Raw genomic sequence first — 16,291 nt, forward strand, 5'->3', positions numbered from 1 at the left:
TCGGTCCCGGCTCAGCCTCAGCGCTTGCCCGACTTCTTCGTGAGCTTCTTCTTCGCACCCACCGCCACGACCTTGCCCTTCCAGGTGATGGCCGCGACGTCCTGCGTCGGCCGGAAGGCGATCGACTCCAGCGAGCCGTCGTCGGGCACGAGGTAGACCAGGCAGGTGGTGACCTTGCTGCCCCGGGCGAACCCGCGCGGGAAGGAGTCCGACGGGCACGCGTCGAAGCGGCTGGCGAACTGGGAGGACTCCACGAGCACGCCGTCACCGTCGCTGAGGTACAGCGGGGGGCGCTGACCGGCCAGGTTGGTGCGGCCGAGGTTGGTGAAGGTGGCGGTCACGAAGTAGGGCCGCGACGACTTCACCGAGGCCGGCAGCCGCCACCCGGAGAACGAGCGGGCGAACGTCGTCCGCTGGAGCCTGGTCACCTTGATCCGCAGCACCCCGACCTTCTTCTGGCTCACCCGGTACGCCACGGTCGCGGGCTCCCCCACCTTCAGCGAGGTGCCCTCGGGGGTCAGGGTGACGCCGTCCGGCACCGGCAGCGTGGACGTGGCGGTCGGCTCGGACGCGGCGGTGCCGGCGCTCGTGGCACCGTCGGCGGGCTCGTCGTCTCCCGAGCACGCCGCGAGGGCTCCGGACAGCAGCACGACCCCGGCCAGCAGCGCGGAGGCTGCGGCCGGGGCCGTGCCCCGGGTGCTGCGCGAGCGTGTGCGGCGGAGGGTGATGCTCATCCCGCCATTGTCCACACGGATCAGGAGCCGATCAGGCGACCCGCCATGAAGGAGACGACCTGGTCCAGCGAGACGCGCTGCTGGTTCATGGTGTCCCGCTCGCGGATGGTGACCGCGTCGTCCTCGAGGGTGTCGAAGTCGACCGTGACGCAGAACGGCGTGCCGATCTCGTCCTGGCGGCGGTAGCGCTTGCCGATGGCGCCGGCGTCGTCGAAGTCGACGTTCCAGTGCTTGCGCAGCTCGGCGGCGAGGTCCTTGGCCTTGGGCGAGAGGTCGGCGTTGCGCGAGAGCGGCAGCACCGCGACCTTGACCGGCGCCAGGCGCGGGTCGAGGCGCAGCACGACGCGCTTGTCGACGCCGCCCTTCGTGTTCGGCGCCTCGTCCTCGTGGTAGGCGTCGACCAGGAAGGTCATCAGCGAGCGGGACAGACCGGCTGCCGGCTCGATGACGTAGGGCGTGTAGCGCTCGCCGGCCGCCTGGTCGAAGTACGACAGGTCCTTGCCCGAGTGCTCGGCGTGCGTGGACAGGTCGAAGTCCGTGCGGTTGGCGACGCCCTCGAGCTCGCCCCACTCCGAGCCCGGGAACCCGAAGCGGTACTCGATGTCGACGGTCCGCTTGGAGTAGTGGGAGAGCTTCTCCTGGGCGTGCTCGTAGTGCCGCAGGTTGTCGGGGTTGATGCCGAGGTCGGTGTACCAGGCCGTCCGGGTGTCCAGCCAGTACTGGTGCCACTCCTCGTCCTCACCCGGCTTGACGAAGAACTCCATCTCCATCTGCTCGAACTCGCGGGTGCGGAAGATGAAGTTGCCCGGCGTGATCTCGTTGCGGAACGACTTGCCGATCTGCGCGATGCCGAACGGGGGCTTCATCCGCTGACTGGTCACCACGTTGGCGAAGTTGAGGAAGATGCCCTGGGCGGTCTCGGGGCGCAGGTAGTGCAGGCCGGACTCGTCCTCGACGACACCGAGGTAGGTCTTGAGCAGGCCGGAGAACTGCTTCGGCTCGGTCCAGGCGCCGCGAGTGCCGCAGTTGGTGCAGGCGATCTCCGACATCGGCACGGTGTCCGGGTCGTCGATGCCCTTCTTCTCGGCGACGGCCTCCTGCAGGTGGTCGGCGCGGAAGCGCTTGTGGCAGGACTGGCACTCGGTCAGCGGGTCCGTGAAGGTCGCGACGTGGCCGGAGGCCTCCCAGGTCTTGCGCGGGAGGATGACGGAGGAGTCGAGGCCGACGACGTCGCCGCGCGACTGCACCATCGAGCGCCACCACTGACGCTTGATGTTCTCCTTCAGCTCCACACCGAGCGGGCCGTAGTCCCAGGCGGAGCGCGTACCGCCGTAGATCTCACCGCACGGGTACACGAAACCTCGACGCTTGGCGAGCGAGACGACGGTGTCGACGACGGACGGCGGCGGCTTGGCCACAGGAGTTCCCTTCAGGTGAAAAGACCGCCGGCTGGCTGCCGGCGGCGGATGAGCGACCTCAGCGTAACGACCGGGGTTCGGCCACGTTCAGGTCGGTACCGGGCTCGAGCACCTCGTAGGCGCTCGGCTCGTCGAGGGCCCGGTAGAGCAGCGGGTGCACCCGCATCTTGATCTCCGTGGACGACAGCGCACGGCGGTAGGTGCCCACGCTCTCCCAGCGCGTCTGGAGGACCCACAGGTCCGGGTCGTCGACGTTGCGGCCCACGTGGCCGTCCTCGAAGCCGGGCCGCTGCCCCAGCAGCTCCAGGGCGAGCAGGACGTCGGCGCGGAACCCCTCCGCCTCGGCGGCGGGGACACGGAAGCGGGTGATCACGAGCACGCGCTCACGCTAGCCCGCCCGGATGGGGCGTGCCCGGGGCGCCTGGGTAGCGTCGGGCCGGTGAGCACCAGCACGGGCCAGGCGCCCCTCCAGGTCGTCGTCATGGGCGTCTCCGGCACCGGCAAGTCGACCGTGGCCGCCGCGCTGCGCGACCGGCTAGGCTGGGGCTTCGTCGAGGGCGACGACCTGCACCCGGCGTCCAACGTCACCAAGATGGCCCACGGCACGCCACTGACCGACGAGGACCGCTGGCCCTGGCTGGACCGGGTGCGCGCGGCGATGGTGGAGCGCTCCGGGGCGGGCGAGCACACCGTGGTGACCTGCTCGGCGCTGCGCCGCGCCTACCGGGACCGGCTCCGCCAGGACCTGCCCGGCGTCTTCTTCCTGCTGCTCGACGCCCCGTTCGACGTGCTCGAGCCGCGGGTCGCCGGGCGTGCCGACCACTTCATGCCGTCCTCCCTCCTGCGCTCGCAGGTCGACACCCTGGAGACGCTCGAGGGCGACGAGGACGGCGCCGTCGTGGACGTCACCGCCGCGCCGGAGGTCGTGCAGGACGAGGCGGAGGGCGCCGTGCGCCGACGGCTGGAGCGCTGAGGCTCAGGCCTGCGGCGGCACGACCTCGTTCGGCAGGGCGCCGCCGTAGCGCCGGTCCCGCGAGGCGTAGGTCTCGCAGGCCCGCCAGAGGGCACGACGGTCCACGTCGGGCCACAGCACGTCGGTGAAGACCATCTCGGCGTAGGCGGCCTGCCAGGTCATGAAGTTGGAGAGCCGCTGCTCGCCGGAGGTGCGCCACACCAGGTCGGCCTCGGAGTGCTCCGGGACGTAGAGGTAGCGGGCGAAGACCTTCTCGTCGATCTTGTCGGGCTTGAGCCGCCCGGCGGCGACGTCGCGGGCGATGGCCCGGGTCGCGTCGGCGATCTCGGCGCGCCCGCCGTAGTTCACGCACATGGTGAGCGTGCAGACGTCGTTGTCCTTGGTCAGCTCCTCGGCGACCTGGAGCTCCTTGATCACCGACTTCCACAGCCGCGGCGCACGTCCGGCCCAGCGCACGCGCACCCCGAGCTCGTGCATCTCGTCGCGCCGGCGGCGGATGACGTCCCGGTTGAAGCCCATGAGGAAGCGCACCTCGTCGGGACTGCGGGACCAGTTCTCGGTGGAGAACGCGTAGGCCGAGACGGCCTTCACGCCCAGCTCGATCGCGCCCTCGACCACCTCGAAGAGCGCGGCCTCGCCCGCCTCGTGGCCCTTCGTGCGGGGCAGCCCGCGCTCCTTGGCCCAGCGTCCGTTGCCGTCCATGATCACCGCGACGTGCCGGGGCACCAGGTCGGCCGGGATCGGCGGCGGGGTGGCGCCGGAGGGGTGCGGGGTCGGGCGACGGACGGCACGCTTCACGACCGGTGAGCCTACGACCCCGTGCCGGCTCCCGCGCGGGCCGGGACGCCCGCGGGCGCGATCAGCGCTCGACGTAGGCCATCGAGCGCAGCCCGCGCTCGAGGTGCCAGGCCAGGTAGGCGCCGACGACGCCGCTGGCCTCGCGACGGGCGCGGGGCTCGGAGGCCGCCACGGTGGCCCAGTCGCCGGTGAGCAGCGCGGAGAGCAGCGTGACGGTCTCCGCCGCGGGGCTGGAGGAGCCCGGCACCCGGCAGGTGGCACAGAGCACCCCGCCCATGCCGGGGTTGAACCAGCGGTGCGGCCCCTCGAGGCCGCACCGCGCGCACCCGTCGAAGCAGGGGGCGTAGCCGGCGACCGAGAGCGCGCGCAGCAAGTAGGAGTCGAGCACCTGCGCGGGGTCGCTGCCCTCGCGGCCGGCGACCAGCGCCCGCAGCGCGCCCGCGAGCAGCAGGAACTGCTGCACCGCGGGCTCCTTCTCCTCGGCGACGAGCCGCTCGGCCGTCTCGAGCATCACGGTGCCCGCGGTGTAGCGGTCGTAGTCCTCCCCCACCTTCTGGGCGAACGGGGTGACCGTCTCGGCCTGGGTGATGGTGTCGAGGCTTCGCCCCTCGGCCAGCTGGAGGTCGACGTGGGTGAACGGCTCGAGCCGAGCACCCCAGCGCGAGGACGTCCGACGGACCCCACGGGCGACGGCGCGCACCAGCCCGTGCTGACGCGTCAGCAGGGTGATGATGCGGTCGGCCTCGCCCAGCTTGTGGGTCCGCAGCACGACCGCCTCGTCGCGATAGAGGGGCACCTGAGCATTGTGCCGCGCCGGACCGACAGCGGCAGTGTCGCCGCGCTGGCCCCGCGACAGGTCCGCGTACGCCAGAATGGGTACATGACCATGGGTTCCCCCACCCGGGCCGGGTCCCCCGCCGCGCCCGCGAGCGCCCCCGGGGGCGCCCCCACGGGCACCGGCGCCGGCCGTGCCGGTGCAGGCCGCGGGGCGTCCGACCCGTCGGGGCAGGGCCTGGTCGTCGCCCTGGTCGTGGCCGTGCTCGTGGTGGTGGTCGTCGTCGGCAGCGGGGGCAGGCTGGGCACCGACAGCGCCAGCGTCCGCGTCATGCCGACCGTGGTGGCCGCCCTCTCGGGCCTCGCGGTGTGGCTGCTGGCCCGGGCGGGGACCCTCGGCCGGCTGGTCGTGGTGGCCCTGGTGCTCGTGCCCGCCCTCGGGGTGGCGCACGGCGTGGCGGTCGGTGGGGGCCTCGTCGAGGGCCTGCTGCTCGGCGCCATGGACTCCCTGGCCTGCGTGCTGGCCGCCCTCGTCCTGCGCGGCAGCCCGCACACCGTGTGGACCGGCCTCGAGGGCGTCCCGTCCCTCGGGCGGCTGCTGGTCGCCTCGGGCGTGGGTGGGCTCGTCTTCGGCGGCGCGTTCGCGATCACCGCCCTCCTCTTCGACTCGGCCGGCGCCGACTCGCTCGTCGTCGCCCGCCACGCCTCGGCCGCGTTCCTCACCTGGGGCGCCTGGTCGGCCCTCGTGCTCAGCGCCCTGGGCGCACCGCCGCCGGTCCCCGGCGCGGGCCCTCGCGCGGGCGAGGGCCTGGCGCAGGTGGTGCTGGTCTCGCTGGCCTTCCTGGTGGTCTTCTCCCCCGCCCAGTCCCTCGCGCTGACCGCCGTGCCGCTGCCGCTGCTGGCGTGGGCCGCGCTGCGGCTGGGCTCGCGGGCGACCGCGATCGAGCTGCTCATCGCCGCCGCCTACGTCACCATCACCACCGACGCCGGCTGGGGCCCCTTCGGCGAGACCGAGGCAGGCACCGCGGCGGTGGACGCCGCGCTCCTGCCCAGCGTCGTGCAGGGCTACCTCGTGTGCTCCCTGCTGCTCTCCCTGCCCCCGGCGCTCCTGCTGCACCAGCGCCGCATCCTGGCTGTCGCCCTGGAGCGCGAGCAGCACCTCTTCGGCCGCCACTTCACCGACTCCGCCTTCGGCAACCTCCTCCTCGAGGAGGACGCGCAGGGCACCGCCCGCGTCACCCGGGTCAACGACGCGGCCCTGGCCGCCCTCGGCCGCTCCCGCTCCAGCGTCCTGGCCCTGCCCCTCGAGGCCCTCGTCGAGGTGGACGTGGTGGCGCGGCTGACCTTCGCGATGCAGATCGGCGAGCCCTGGCGTGGCCGCGCCCGTGTGCCCGGCCGGCCCGGGGCCGAGGTCGAGCTCGGCGTGACCCGGGTCAGCGGGCCCGACGAGCGCCCCGCGACCTGGTCCGCCCAGCTGCTCGACGTGACCGAGGAGGAGGCCGCCCGCCGCCGGGCCGAGGACGCCGAGCGGCTCACCGACTCCACGCTCGCCACCACGGCCGCGATGATCGTGGTGACCGACCCCGAGGGACGGGTGCGGCTGGTCAACGACGCGGCCACCCGGGTGACCGGCTGGACGACCGCCGACCTGGCCGGCCGGCACGTGTGGGAGACCGGGCTGCTGCCCGGCGCCCAGGCCGACCTGGAGGCCCTCGCGACCTGGCCCAACCGCTCCGGGGCGCCGGTGGTGCGCGAGCGCAGCCTCGCCACCTCGACCGGCGCCACCCTGCGCGTGCGGTGGAGCGACAACGCGGTGCGGGACGCGACCGGCCAGGCCCGGATGCTGGTGCTCACCGGCATCGACGTGACCGAGGAGCGCGCCTCGTCCGCCCTCGTGGAGCACCTGCTGCGCGCGCCCGTCGGGACCGTGCTGCTGGGGCTGGACGAGCAGGGCACCATCCAGGTGGCCAACACCGGCGCGGAGCTGGTGCTGGGCCGGGCGCCGGCCGACCTGCTCGGCACGCCCGCCATCGACCTGGTCGACCCGGCCTACCTGGTGGAGCGTTTCGGCCAGGAGGGCGCCGGCGACGGGTTCCGGGCTGCGCTCGCCTCCGCCGACCGACGCGACCAGGACCCGGCCGGGGCCACCGACTGGGTGGTCGTGGGGGCGTCCGGCGACCTGCTGACCCTGTCGGTGACCGTCACCCGCGTGGACGAGCCCGCGTCCCGCTCCCGGTTCCTCGTGGTGGCCCGCGACGTCACCGAGGAGCGGCGCCTGGTGCAGCAGCTGCGGGCGCTCGACAGCGCCAAGACCGACTTCGTCATGACGGTCTCGCACGAGCTGCGCACGCCCACCACCTCCATCCTCGGCTACTCGCAGTTCCTCGCCGAGGAGCCTCTGGAGCCCGAGCAGCTGCAGATGGTGCAGGCCGTGCTCCGCAACGCCCGCCGCCTCGCCGCGATGAACGAGGACCTGCTCTTCCTCGCCCGCCTCGACGCCGGCGTGGTGGACAGCAGCCAGAGCACCGCGGTGGACCTCGGCGAGCTCGCCACGGCCCTGGGCTGCACCCGCGAGGACGAGGCGCGCGAGCGCGGCCTCGCGCTGCGGATCGACGCCGAGCCCGGCGCCCGGGTGCAGGGCGACGCGGCCCAGCTGACCCGGATGCTCGACAACCTCATCGGCAACGCGCTGAAGTTCACCGACGCCGGAGGCAGCGTCACCGTCACCGTGGGCAGCGTCGGGGACGAGGTCAGCCTCGTCGTCGAGGACACCGGCATGGGCATCCCCGTGGACGAGCAGGACGGCCTGTTCCAGCGCTTCTACCGCTCCTCCACCGCCGTCCAGCGCGCGGTGCAGGGCCCGGGTCTCGGGCTCTCGATCGTCGCGGCCGTGGTGGCCGCCCACGCCGGCCGCGTCTCGGTGCGCTCGGCCCACCTCGAGGGCGCCACGTTCAGCGTCGCGCTCCCCCAGGCCGCGGACGAGCAGCGACCGGCCGGGCGGCACGCCGCCGTCGTCCCGCACGACTGAACCGCTCCGGAGCACCGACGCCGAGCCGGCCCGGTGCGGGCCGACTCGGCGTCGGGTTGCTGCCACCGGCGTGCCGCCGGGGTGGTGCTGGGCTCAGGCGGAGCGGTTGACCGCGCTGACCACGGCCTTCATCGAGGCCCTCACGATGTTGGCGTCGATGCCCACGCCCCACAGGATCTGGTCGCCCACGCCGCACTCGACGTAGGCGGCGGCCAGGGCGTCGCCGCCGGCGGAGAGGGCGTGCTCGGTGTAGTCGAGGACGCGGACGTCGAAGTCCTCCTCCAGGCCGTTGATCGCCGCGACGAACGCGGAGAGCGGGCCGTTGCCGTCACCGGTGAGGTGCCGCTTGTCGCCCTTGACGTAGACGTCGGCCTCGATGTGGTCCTTGTCCCCCTCGGTGGTGGAGCGGGACACGGAGTTCACCTTGAGCGGGGCGTCCTTCTCCAGGTACTCGGTGCGGAAGACGTCCCAGATCTGCTCCGGGGTGATCTCGCCACCCTCGGCGTCGGTGCGCTGCTGGATCACGCGGGAGAACTCGATCTGCGCGCGGCGCGGCAGGTCCAGCTTGTGCTCGGCCTTGAGGACGTAGGCGACGCCGCCCTTGCCGGACTGGCTGTTGACCCGGATGACGGCCTCGTAGGAGCGGCCGACGTCCTTGGGGTCGATGGGCAGGTAGGGGGCCTCCCACGGCAGGGTGTCGACGTCCACGCCCTGCTCGTCGGCCTGCCGCTGCAGGTCCTCCAGGCCCTTCTTGATGGCGTCCTGGTGGGAGCCGGAGAAGGCGGTGTAGACGAGGTCGCCGGCGTAGGGGTGCCGGGGGTGCACCGGCAGCTGGGTGCAGTACTCGACCGTGCGACGGACCTCGTCGATGTCGGAGAAGTCGATCCGCGGGTCGATGCCCTGGCTGAACAGGTTCATGCCGAGGGTCACCAGGTCGACGTTGCCGGTGCGCTCGCCGTGGCCGAACAGGCAGCCCTCGACGCGGTCGGCGCCGGCCATCAGGCCCAGCTCGGTGGCGGCCACGGCGGTGCCGCGGTCGTTGTGCGGGTGCAGGGAGATCGCGGAGTGCTCGCGCCGGGTCAGCCCACGCCCGAAGTACTCGATCTGGTCGGCGTAGGTGTTGGGCGTCGACATCTCGACGGTGGCCGGCAGGTTGAGGATGATCTCGCGACCGGCCTCCGGCTGCCAGACGTCCGAGACGGCCTCGCACACGTGCAGGGCGAAGTCGGTGTCGGACTGGGTGAAGATCTCGGGGCTGTACTGGTAGCCGAAGCCGGCCAGGTCGGAGCCCAGGGTCTGCTCGGCGTACTTCATCACCAGCTCGGTGCCGCGCACCGCGATGCCGACGCACTCCTCGGGCGTCACCTTGAACACGACGCGCTGGAACAGCGGGGCGGTGGCGTTGTAGAGGTGGACGCTGGCGTTCGCCGCACCCGCGATCGACTGCACGGTGCGCTCGATCAGGTCCTCACGGGCCTGGGTCAGCACGGAGATGCGGACGTCGTCGGGGATCTTGTCGCCCTCGACGAGCTGGCGCACGAAGTCGAAGTCGGTCTGGCTGGCGCTCGGGAACCCGACCTCGATCTCCTTGTAGCCCATGGCCACCAGCAGCTCGAACATCTTCATCTTGCGGGCCGGGCTCATCGGGTCGATCAGTGCCTGGTTGCCGTCGCGCAGGTCGGTGGACAGCCACCGCGGCGCCTTCTCGATCTTCTTCGTCGGCCACGTCCGGTCGGGGACGTCGACGGGCACGAAGGGGCGGTACCGCTCGACCGGCATGCCGCTGGGGGCCTGGGTGTTGGCGGTGTTGCTCAGGTGGATCCGGGACGTGCTCATGAGAGTGCTTCCTCGAGGGTGTGTGCGCCTGGCACAGAGGGTCCGGCGCTGAGAGGGGCCGGCGCGCGCGAGTCACCCGCAGCGAGGAGGTCCGGCTGGCTCAGACCCCGCTGCGGCGACCAAGGAGGAGGCGGCGCGTCATGGTGCGTCCAGGGTAGCGCAGGCCGGGCCCGGTGCGTACCCGGTGCGTCCCTGGTGCGTACCCGTGGCCGGAAGGCGGCCACGTCCACGGACCCGGCGCGACGCACGCCACCCCCCTCCGGAAAGTTTCACCACTACGGGTGAGGCTCTAAGAGTGCAGGTCAGGCCACTCTCGCACTAGTTTCCCTGGCATGTCGTCCCCTCCCCTGAGGATCGGCCTCCTCGGCGAGCCCGAGCTGGTCGTCCGCGGCCTCGGCCCGCTCCTCGCCACCGCCGACGAGGGGGCCGTCGACCTGCGGGTCGTGCCCGCGGCCACCGCGCAGCACGAGGTCGACGTCGTCCTCCTCGACCCGCAGCCGCCGGACGGCCGCGGCCCGGCGTCGCGCACCGCCTGGATCGCCGGCGTCGCACCCGCGCGCGTCCTCGCCTGGACCTGGCGCCTGCACCCGGCCGTGGTCCGCGGGACGCTGGCCGCCGGCGCGCACGGGATCGTCGCGAAGACCGCGCCGGCCACCGAGCTGCTCCGTGCCATGCGCACCGTCGCGGGCGGCGGCAGCGTCGTGCCGCCCACCGAGCCGATGTTCCCCGGGCTCTCGGACCGGCAGTCCGAGGTGCTCGTCCTCATCGGCCAGGGGCTGTCGAACGACGAGATCGCCGCCACCCTGCGGGTGTCGGTGAACTCGGTGAAGACCTACATCCGCGAGATCTACAGCCGCACCGGCACCTCGCGCCGCACCCAGGCGGTGGCCTGGGCGCACCGGCACGGCTGGTCGCACTGAGCCTCGCGCCTCCGTTGTCGGAGGGGCGGCCCTCAGCCGACCGAGGGGTCCGGGCTCTCCGCCTCCCGGGTGGCGATCGCGAGCAGGTCGCGCACCGGCCCGGCCGGCGGGCGCGACGCCCCCGCCCACACGGCCCGCAGGGGCCGGGCGAGGTCGAGACCCTCGGTGGGCACGAGGACGACGGCACCCGACCGCACCGCCGGCTCCGCCGCCCAGCCCGACACGAACGCGGGCGCGCCGCCGGCCCGCACCGAGGCCAGCACGGCGGCGGTCGAGGTCAGCTCGGACTCGCTGCGCAGCCGTCGTCCCGTGGCCGCCGCGACGGTGCCCTCCAGCACCGCCCGCGTCCCCGAGCCGGGCTCGCGCAGCGTGAGCGGCCGCTCGGCGACCTCGGCGGGGGTGATCGGCGCGCGACGACGGGCCCAGCGGTCGTCGGGCGCCGCCACGAGGACGAGCCGGTCGTGGCCGACGGTCGCCGAGGCGAGTCCCGCCAGGTCGACCGGTCCCTCGACGAAGCCGAGGTCGCACTCGCCGGCCCGCACGGCGGCCACCACCTGCTCGGAGTTCACCGCCCGCAGGCTGGCGGCGACCTCGCGCTGGCTGCGCAGGCGCACCAGCCAGCGCGGCAGCAGGTGCTCGGCCGTCGTCATGGAGGCGTGCACGCGCAGCTCGCGCGAGCGCCCGTCCGCCAGCGTGCGGACGGCGGCGGCCACCTCCTCGGCGCGCACGAGCAGGTCGTGGCTCCACTCCACCAGCAGCCGCCCGGCCGGGGTCAGCGCCGAGCCGCGGGCCCGGCGCTCCACCAGCGTGAGTCGGGTCCGGGTCTCCAGCGCCCGCAGCCGCTCGGACGCGCTCTGCTGGGTCAGCCCCAGCGCGCGGCCGGCCGCCGCGATGCCACCGAGCCGCTCCACCTCGGCCAGCAGCCGCAGGGAGGCGAGGTCGGGGAGGTCGGAGGGCTCGTGCAGGTCGGGCACGGGTCGACCCTAGGGCCACGGCGACGTGCCGCCGGAAGGCGCTCCGCACGGGTCCGGCGGGTAGCATCCGACGCCGGCTGCCCGTGCACCCCGAGCACGTCGTCGCCGCGCACCCGCGCACCCCGTCCGCCCCGCGAGAGGAAGCCGTGCCCCGCCGCCCCCTGCGTGTCACCGTCGCCACCCTCGGCGTGGCCCTGTGCGCGGGCCTGGCCACCGCCCTGGTCGGGTGCACGACGGACGCCGGCGCCGACGGCGGCGAGGCCGGCGACGACCAGCTGACCGCGCCGGCCACCGGCGCCTGCTACGACCTCTCCCCCGACGACGTCGCCCGCGACACGAACGCCTCCGGCACCGTCGAGTGCGCAGCGCGCCACACGGCCGAGACCATCGCCGTGGGCGACCTGCCGGAGCGCTTCGCGGACGCGGACCGGGACGCCGACGCGCTGGCCGCCTGGGTCCACGAGAAGTGCACGACGCGTTTCGAGAAGCACCTGCGCGCCGACGAGTCCACGGCCATGCGCACGCTGCTGTCCTGGGTCTGGTTCCAGCCGACCGACGCGGCCTGGGAGGCCGGTGCCCGCTGGTTCCGCTGCGACCTCGTGGGCGGCGGGCCCGGCCTCGACGGCTACCGCTCCCTGCCCGAGTCCACGGTGGGCCTCCTGCGGGAGCCGTCGGACGCGTGGATGCTCTGCTCCGACGGGGAGACGCTGGAGAGCGGCGGGCTCGTCGACTGCACCGAGGACCACCGCTGGCGGGCCGTGACCACCATCAAGGTCGTGCCCTACCCCGACGCCGAGTACCCCGGCGACGAGGAGGTCGAGGCCACCACGCAGGACTACTGCGAGGACTCCGTCGACGCCTGGCTGGGCTACCCCGCCGAGTTCGACTTCGCCTACACCTGGTTCGGGCAGGACGCCTGGCAGCAGGGCAACCGCCGCTCCGTGTGCTGGGCGAGGACCCAGGCATGAGCGGGCGTCGACGCGCACGGCCCTCCGCCCGCGCGGTGCTGGTGCGGGTGCTCGGCGCGCTCGTGGCCCTGGCCGTGGTGGTGGGTCTCGCCGTCGTCGGCGTCCGCTGGGTCACCGGCGACGACACGCCGACCGCCTCGTCCGGCGGCGCGGGCACCGCCGCGTCCGAGGCCACGCCCTCGGCCGCGGACGGCACGTCCTCCACCGAGGCCTCGCCCTCGCCGTCCGCGTCGTCCTCCGCGGCCGACTCCTCCCCGTCGACGGCGTCGTCGGCGGCCAGCGGCTCGGCCTCCGCGTCGCGCACGGCCACGCCCGCGGCCGACCGCCCCCGCGACGGCGCCTGCTACCGGCTCGGCTACGACGCGGTCGTCTCCCCCACCAACGGCGCGCGCAGCGTCGCCTGCCGGACGCGGCACACCGCCCAGACCTTCGCCGTGACCACGCTGGACACGGTCGTCGACGGCCACCTGCTCGCCGTCGACGCCGACCTGGTGACCAGCCAGGGCCAGGACGTCTGCCCGGCCCGGCTCGTGCGCTACCTCGGCGGCGGCGAGGAGCAGTGGCGGCTCTCGATGCTGCGCAGCGTCTGGTTCACCCCCAGCCTCGACGAGGCGGCGGCCGGCGCCTCCTGGCTGCGCTGCGACGTCGTGCTCCGCTCGGGCAGCAGCCTGGGCCGCCTGGGCACCGACCTCGAGGGCGTCCTCTCCACCCAGGACGGCCGCGACACCTACGGCATGTGCGGCACCGCGGAGCCCGGCACGTCCAGCTTCTCCCGGGTGCCCTGCCGCGAGAACCACTCCTGGCGGGCGATCAGCACCGTCGACGTCAGCGGGGACGACGGCGCCTACCCCGGTCGGGCGGCCGCCCGTTCCGCCGGCCAGAGCACGTGCGAGGACGCCGGCCGCTCGGCCGCGGACGACGCCCTGGACTTCCAGTGGGGCTACGAGTGGCCCACCGCCGAGCAGTGGGACGCGGGCCAGACGTGGGGCTACTGCTGGGCCCCTGCCTGAGCCCCTGCCTGAGTCCCTGCCTGAGCTCGGAGGACCGACCCGCTCACCGCACGGTGAAGAGGTCCCCGACGTCGCACCCCAGGACGTCGCAGATCGCGGTCAGCGTCGAGAACCGCACGGCGCGTGCCCGGTCGTTCTTGAGCACGGAGAGGTTCACGACGGTCACGCCGACGCGGTCCGCGAGGTCGGTGAGGGTCATCCCCCGGTCGGCGAGCAGCTCGTCGAGGCGGCAGTGCACCCGATGTGCGTCGTCCGGAGCCGGGCTCACACCAGCCCCTCGAGGTCGCGGCGCATGACGGCCGCCTCGCGCCAGGCGGTCGCGAGCACCAGCAGGACCAGCCCCACCACGACGGACCACCACGGGACGAGTGCGGCGGGCGCCGCGTCCGCGATGTCCGCGGCCCACGAGGACTCCACCAGGTGGACGGCGAGCACCTGGCGCAGGACCGCGGTCACCGGCACGCCCACGAGCACCAGGCCCCCGATGACGGCGACCCGCCGGGCGACCCGGGTGGTGAACACGTCCCCGCGCCGCACGTCACGCATGGTGAGGGCCAGCAGGAGCCAGATCAGCGACAGCCCCAGGAGCGGCAGCGCCCTGGTCCCGGTCCAGGCGAGCGACTCCCACCGCCCCAGGCCCCAGAAGGACAGCTGGGCCTGAGCGCCGTAGAACTCGACGAACCCCGACGGGCTCGCGCTCGTGGCGTCTGCCTCCCGCTGCGGGGCGAGGGCCTCGTTCGCCGCCGCGGCGGTCGCCACGCCGGCACGTCCCGAGACGACCACGGCCTCGTGCGCGACGGTGTTCTGCTCGCTGGTGCCGATGGCCTCGCCGAGGCGGTACAGCGGGACGACGTCCGCGCCGTTCGGCCCCAGCACCCAGGCGAGGGAGCCCACCAGGCTCAGGGCCGCCAGGGCGAGGCAGAGGCCCTGGACGACCCAGGTCAGCGTGCCGGCAGGTCTCATCCGGTCCTCCATGTCGATGATCGATACCATCGTTATTCGATACCATCGAAAAACGATGTGTCAAGGAGTGAGCAAGAGGCCCCGGAGCCAGGCTCCGGGGCCTCCCTGTCGTCCGGCTCGGCTCAGAAGCCGAGCTTGCGCAGCTGGCGCGGGTCCCGCTGCCAGTCCTTGGCGATCTTGACGCGGAGGTCGAGGTAGACCGGTGTGCCGAGCATGGCCTCGATCTGACGGCGCGCGGCGGCGCCGACAGTCTTGAGCCGGGCGCCCTTCCTGCCGATCACGATGCCCTTCTGGGAGTCACGCTCGACGTAGAGCGTGGCGTGCACGTCGAGGAGCGGCTTGTCCTCCGGGCGGTCCTCGCGCAGGCCCATCTCCTCGACCACGACGGCGATGGAGTGGGGCAGCTCGTCGCGGACGCCGTCCAGGGCGGCCTCGCGGACGAGCTCGGCGACCAGCGTCTCCTCCGGCGAGTCGGTCAGCTCGCCCTCGGGGTAGAGCGGCGGGCCCTCGGGCAGGCGCTTGACCAGCAGGTCGGCGAGCAGGTCGACCTGGTCGCCGTCCTGCGCGGAGACCGGGACGATCTCCATCCAGTCGGTGCCGGTGTCGTGACCCAGCGCGGAGATGTCGAGCAGGTGCTCGGCGATCCGCTCGGGCGTGGCAAGGTCGGTCTTGGTCGCCACCGCGATCTTCGGCGTCCGCTTGACCTTGGTCAGCTCGTTGACGATGAACCGGTCGCCGGGGCCGATCTTCTCGTTCGCGGGGAAGCAGACGGCGACGACGTCCACCTCGTTCCAGGTGGTCAGGACGAGGTCGTTGAGCCGCTCGCCCAGCAGGGTGCGCGGGCGGTGCACGCCGGGGGTGTCGACGAGCACGAGCTGGGCGTCGGGGCGGTGCACGATGCCGCGCACGACCGAGCGGGTGGTCTGCGGCTTGTCGCTGGTGATGGCGACCTTGGTGCCGACGATCGCGTTGGTGAGCGTCGACTTGCCGGCGTTGGGTCGGCCCACGAAGGAGGCGAAGCCGCTGCGGTGGCCCTCGGGCACGGGCGAGCCCGACGAGAACACCGGCGGTGCGGGCGGCGGAAGGCTCATCGGTCGGTCTCCTGTGCGTCGCGGGCGGCGTCGTAGTCCGCCCAGATCTCGTCGTCGCTCTTGCCGGCGGCCTTGCCGGCGCGCCAGATGGGGCCGGGGTCGACGGCGCGGGGCTGGCGCTGCTGCCCGCCGCGCCAGTAGCCCATCACGTCGTAGTGGTCGGAGGCCATGGCGACCTCGCGCATGAGGTGCTTGCGGATGGCGCGCATCTGGGCGGACTCCCCCGCCATCCAGAAGTAGCCGGGGCCCTCGGGCCACGCGAGGCCGGCGACGACGTCGGCCAGGGCGGAGCCGTGGTCGGCCGGCTGCGGCAGCCACGTGACGTCGGCGCCGTCGGGCAGGTAGCCGGGCACCTTCTCCGGCACCTCGGCGTGGATGCTCACGGGCAGGCCGGCGGCCAGGGCGTGCTCGGCGGTGCGGGCCATCGCGGGCATCGCGGTGAGGTCGCCCACGAGGACGACCCACCCGGCGTCGTCCGGGATGCTCACGGAGCCCTTGGGGTCGGTGACCGTGACCTGCTCGCCGATCACGCCGTCGGGGCGCTGGGCCCACTCGGTGACGAGGCCGACCTCGTGCACGACGACGTCGAGGACGAGCTCGGCCCCGTCCCACGAGCGCACCGTGTAGTAGCGGCTCTGGAACTGGCCGGGGACGACCAGCCCGAGCCACTCGTCGGGCAGACCGGTGGAGACCAGGCCTGCGAGGCCCTCGCCGCCGATCACCAGGCGCAGCAGGTGCGGCGTCAGGCGCTCACGGCGCAGGACGGTACCGACGTGCTGCTGGGCCCTCGTGCTCACCGCTCGA

General features: G+C 73.7%; 16 protein-coding genes. 5 read left to right on the top strand and 11 right to left on the bottom strand.

The window, feature by feature from the left end; genetic code table 11:
• Positions 1-17: 17 nt before the first annotated feature.
• From M8316_RS04500 to M8316_RS04510, 3 genes are read right to left on the bottom strand one after another with little or no spacing between them, the layout of a single operon-like run.
• Positions 18-734: a hypothetical protein gene (locus M8316_RS04500; protein WP_250052394.1), complete on the bottom strand. Its 717-nt coding sequence runs from the start codon at positions 732-734 to the stop codon at positions 18-20.
• A 20-nt stretch (positions 735-754) separates the two neighbouring features.
• Positions 755-2,152 (bottom strand): glycine--tRNA ligase, encoded by a 1,398-nt coding sequence (locus tag M8316_RS04505; protein ID WP_372490265.1) that lies wholly within the window; start codon positions 2,150-2,152, stop codon positions 755-757.
• 58 nt (positions 2,153-2,210) lie between these two features.
• Positions 2,211-2,531: an antibiotic biosynthesis monooxygenase family protein gene (locus M8316_RS04510; RefSeq protein WP_250052395.1), complete on the bottom strand. Its 321-nt coding sequence runs from the start codon at positions 2,529-2,531 to the stop codon at positions 2,211-2,213.
• Positions 2,532-2,591: 60 nt separating this feature from the next.
• Between M8316_RS04510 and M8316_RS04515 the strand changes: the two genes are divergently transcribed.
• Positions 2,592-3,125 carry a gluconokinase gene (locus M8316_RS04515; protein WP_250052396.1) on the top strand — a complete coding sequence of 178 codons (534 nt, stop codon included), beginning with the start codon at positions 2,592-2,594 and terminating at the stop codon, positions 3,123-3,125.
• A gap of 3 nt (positions 3,126-3,128) precedes the next feature.
• On the opposite strand, the gene M8316_RS04520 is transcribed toward M8316_RS04515, so the two are convergent.
• Entirely contained in the window at positions 3,129-3,923 is a 795-nt protein-coding gene (locus M8316_RS04520) for an isoprenyl transferase (RefSeq protein WP_250052397.1), read from the bottom strand.
• Between the two features lie 61 nt (positions 3,924-3,984).
• Complete coding sequence (recO, locus tag M8316_RS04525; protein ID WP_250052399.1) at positions 3,985-4,719, bottom strand: DNA repair protein RecO; 735 nt, start codon at positions 4,717-4,719, stop codon at positions 3,985-3,987.
• A gap of 84 nt (positions 4,720-4,803) precedes the next feature.
• On the opposite strand from recO, the gene M8316_RS04530 reads away from it, so the two are divergent.
• On the top strand, positions 4,804-7,725 hold the full coding sequence (locus tag M8316_RS04530; RefSeq protein WP_250052401.1) for a PAS domain-containing sensor histidine kinase: 2,922 nt from the start codon (positions 4,804-4,806) through the stop codon (positions 7,723-7,725).
• A gap of 93 nt (positions 7,726-7,818) precedes the next feature.
• Here the strand turns inward: M8316_RS04530 and leuA are convergent, their stop codons facing one another.
• The gene (leuA, locus tag M8316_RS04535) at positions 7,819-9,561 is read right to left on the bottom strand and encodes a 2-isopropylmalate synthase (RefSeq protein ID WP_250052402.1); all 1,743 of its coding nucleotides are present in this window, start codon (positions 9,559-9,561) and stop codon (positions 7,819-7,821) included.
• Positions 9,562-9,893: 332 nt separating this feature from the next.
• Between leuA and M8316_RS04540 the strand changes: the two genes are divergently transcribed.
• Positions 9,894-10,481: a helix-turn-helix transcriptional regulator gene (locus M8316_RS04540; RefSeq protein ID WP_250052404.1), complete on the top strand. Its 588-nt coding sequence runs from the start codon at positions 9,894-9,896 to the stop codon at positions 10,479-10,481.
• 32 nt (positions 10,482-10,513) lie between these two features.
• On the opposite strand, the gene M8316_RS04545 is transcribed toward M8316_RS04540, so the two are convergent.
• Complete coding sequence (locus M8316_RS04545) at positions 10,514-11,455, bottom strand: LysR family transcriptional regulator (protein WP_250052406.1); 942 nt, start codon at positions 11,453-11,455, stop codon at positions 10,514-10,516.
• A gap of 146 nt (positions 11,456-11,601) precedes the next feature.
• On the opposite strand from M8316_RS04545, the gene M8316_RS04550 reads away from it, so the two are divergent.
• The gene (locus M8316_RS04550) at positions 11,602-12,423 is read left to right on the top strand and encodes a septum formation family protein (RefSeq protein WP_250052408.1); all 822 of its coding nucleotides are present in this window, start codon (positions 11,602-11,604) and stop codon (positions 12,421-12,423) included.
• Positions 12,420-13,433 (top strand): septum formation family protein, encoded by a 1,014-nt coding sequence (locus tag M8316_RS04555; protein ID WP_250052410.1) that lies wholly within the window; start codon positions 12,420-12,422, stop codon positions 13,431-13,433. Before M8316_RS04550 ends, M8316_RS04555 begins: the two co-directional genes overlap by 4 nt.
• Positions 13,434-13,476: 43 nt before the next feature.
• Here the strand turns inward: M8316_RS04555 and M8316_RS04560 are convergent, their stop codons facing one another.
• From M8316_RS04560 to M8316_RS04575, 4 genes are all read right to left on the bottom strand, one after another.
• Positions 13,477-13,671: a helix-turn-helix domain-containing protein gene (locus M8316_RS04560; RefSeq protein ID WP_308195956.1), complete on the bottom strand. Its 195-nt coding sequence runs from the start codon at positions 13,669-13,671 to the stop codon at positions 13,477-13,479.
• A 26-nt stretch (positions 13,672-13,697) separates the two neighbouring features.
• The gene (locus M8316_RS04565; RefSeq protein ID WP_250052412.1) at positions 13,698-14,426 is read right to left on the bottom strand and encodes a DUF2975 domain-containing protein; all 729 of its coding nucleotides are present in this window, start codon (positions 14,424-14,426) and stop codon (positions 13,698-13,700) included.
• Between the two features lie 92 nt (positions 14,427-14,518).
• The gene (gene era, locus M8316_RS04570) at positions 14,519-15,487 is read right to left on the bottom strand and encodes a GTPase Era (RefSeq protein WP_250052414.1); all 969 of its coding nucleotides are present in this window, start codon (positions 15,485-15,487) and stop codon (positions 14,519-14,521) included.
• Positions 15,484-16,284: a siderophore-interacting protein gene (locus tag M8316_RS04575; protein ID WP_250052416.1), complete on the bottom strand. Its 801-nt coding sequence runs from the start codon at positions 16,282-16,284 to the stop codon at positions 15,484-15,486. Before M8316_RS04575 ends, era begins: the two co-directional genes overlap by 4 nt.
• Positions 16,285-16,291 lie beyond the last annotated feature (7 nt).

The sequence above is a fragment of the Nocardioides bruguierae genome, from assembly GCF_023554635.1.
Lineage (GTDB): Bacteria > Actinomycetota > Actinomycetes > Propionibacteriales > Nocardioidaceae > Nocardioides > Nocardioides bruguierae.

Excerpts from the sequence above, each read along its gene's own strand:
- M8316_RS04500 (WP_250052394.1), bottom strand. The coding sequence starts at position 734 with ATGAGCATCACCCTCCGCCGCACACGCTCGCGCAGCACCCGGGGCACG.
- M8316_RS04530 (WP_250052401.1), top strand. The coding sequence starts at position 4,804 with ATGACCATGGGTTCCCCCACCCGGGCCGGGTCCCCCGCCGCGCCCGCG.
- leuA (WP_250052402.1), bottom strand. The coding sequence starts at position 9,561 with ATGAGCACGTCCCGGATCCACCTGAGCAACACCGCCAACACCCAGGCC.
- M8316_RS04540 (WP_250052404.1), top strand. The coding sequence starts at position 9,894 with ATGTCGTCCCCTCCCCTGAGGATCGGCCTCCTCGGCGAGCCCGAGCTG.
- M8316_RS04555 (WP_250052410.1), top strand. The coding sequence starts at position 12,420 with ATGAGCGGGCGTCGACGCGCACGGCCCTCCGCCCGCGCGGTGCTGGTG.
- M8316_RS04565 (WP_250052412.1), bottom strand. The coding sequence starts at position 14,426 with ATGGTATCGATCATCGACATGGAGGACCGGATGAGACCTGCCGGCACG.
- era (WP_250052414.1), bottom strand. The coding sequence starts at position 15,487 with ATGAGCCTTCCGCCGCCCGCACCGCCGGTGTTCTCGTCGGGCTCGCCC.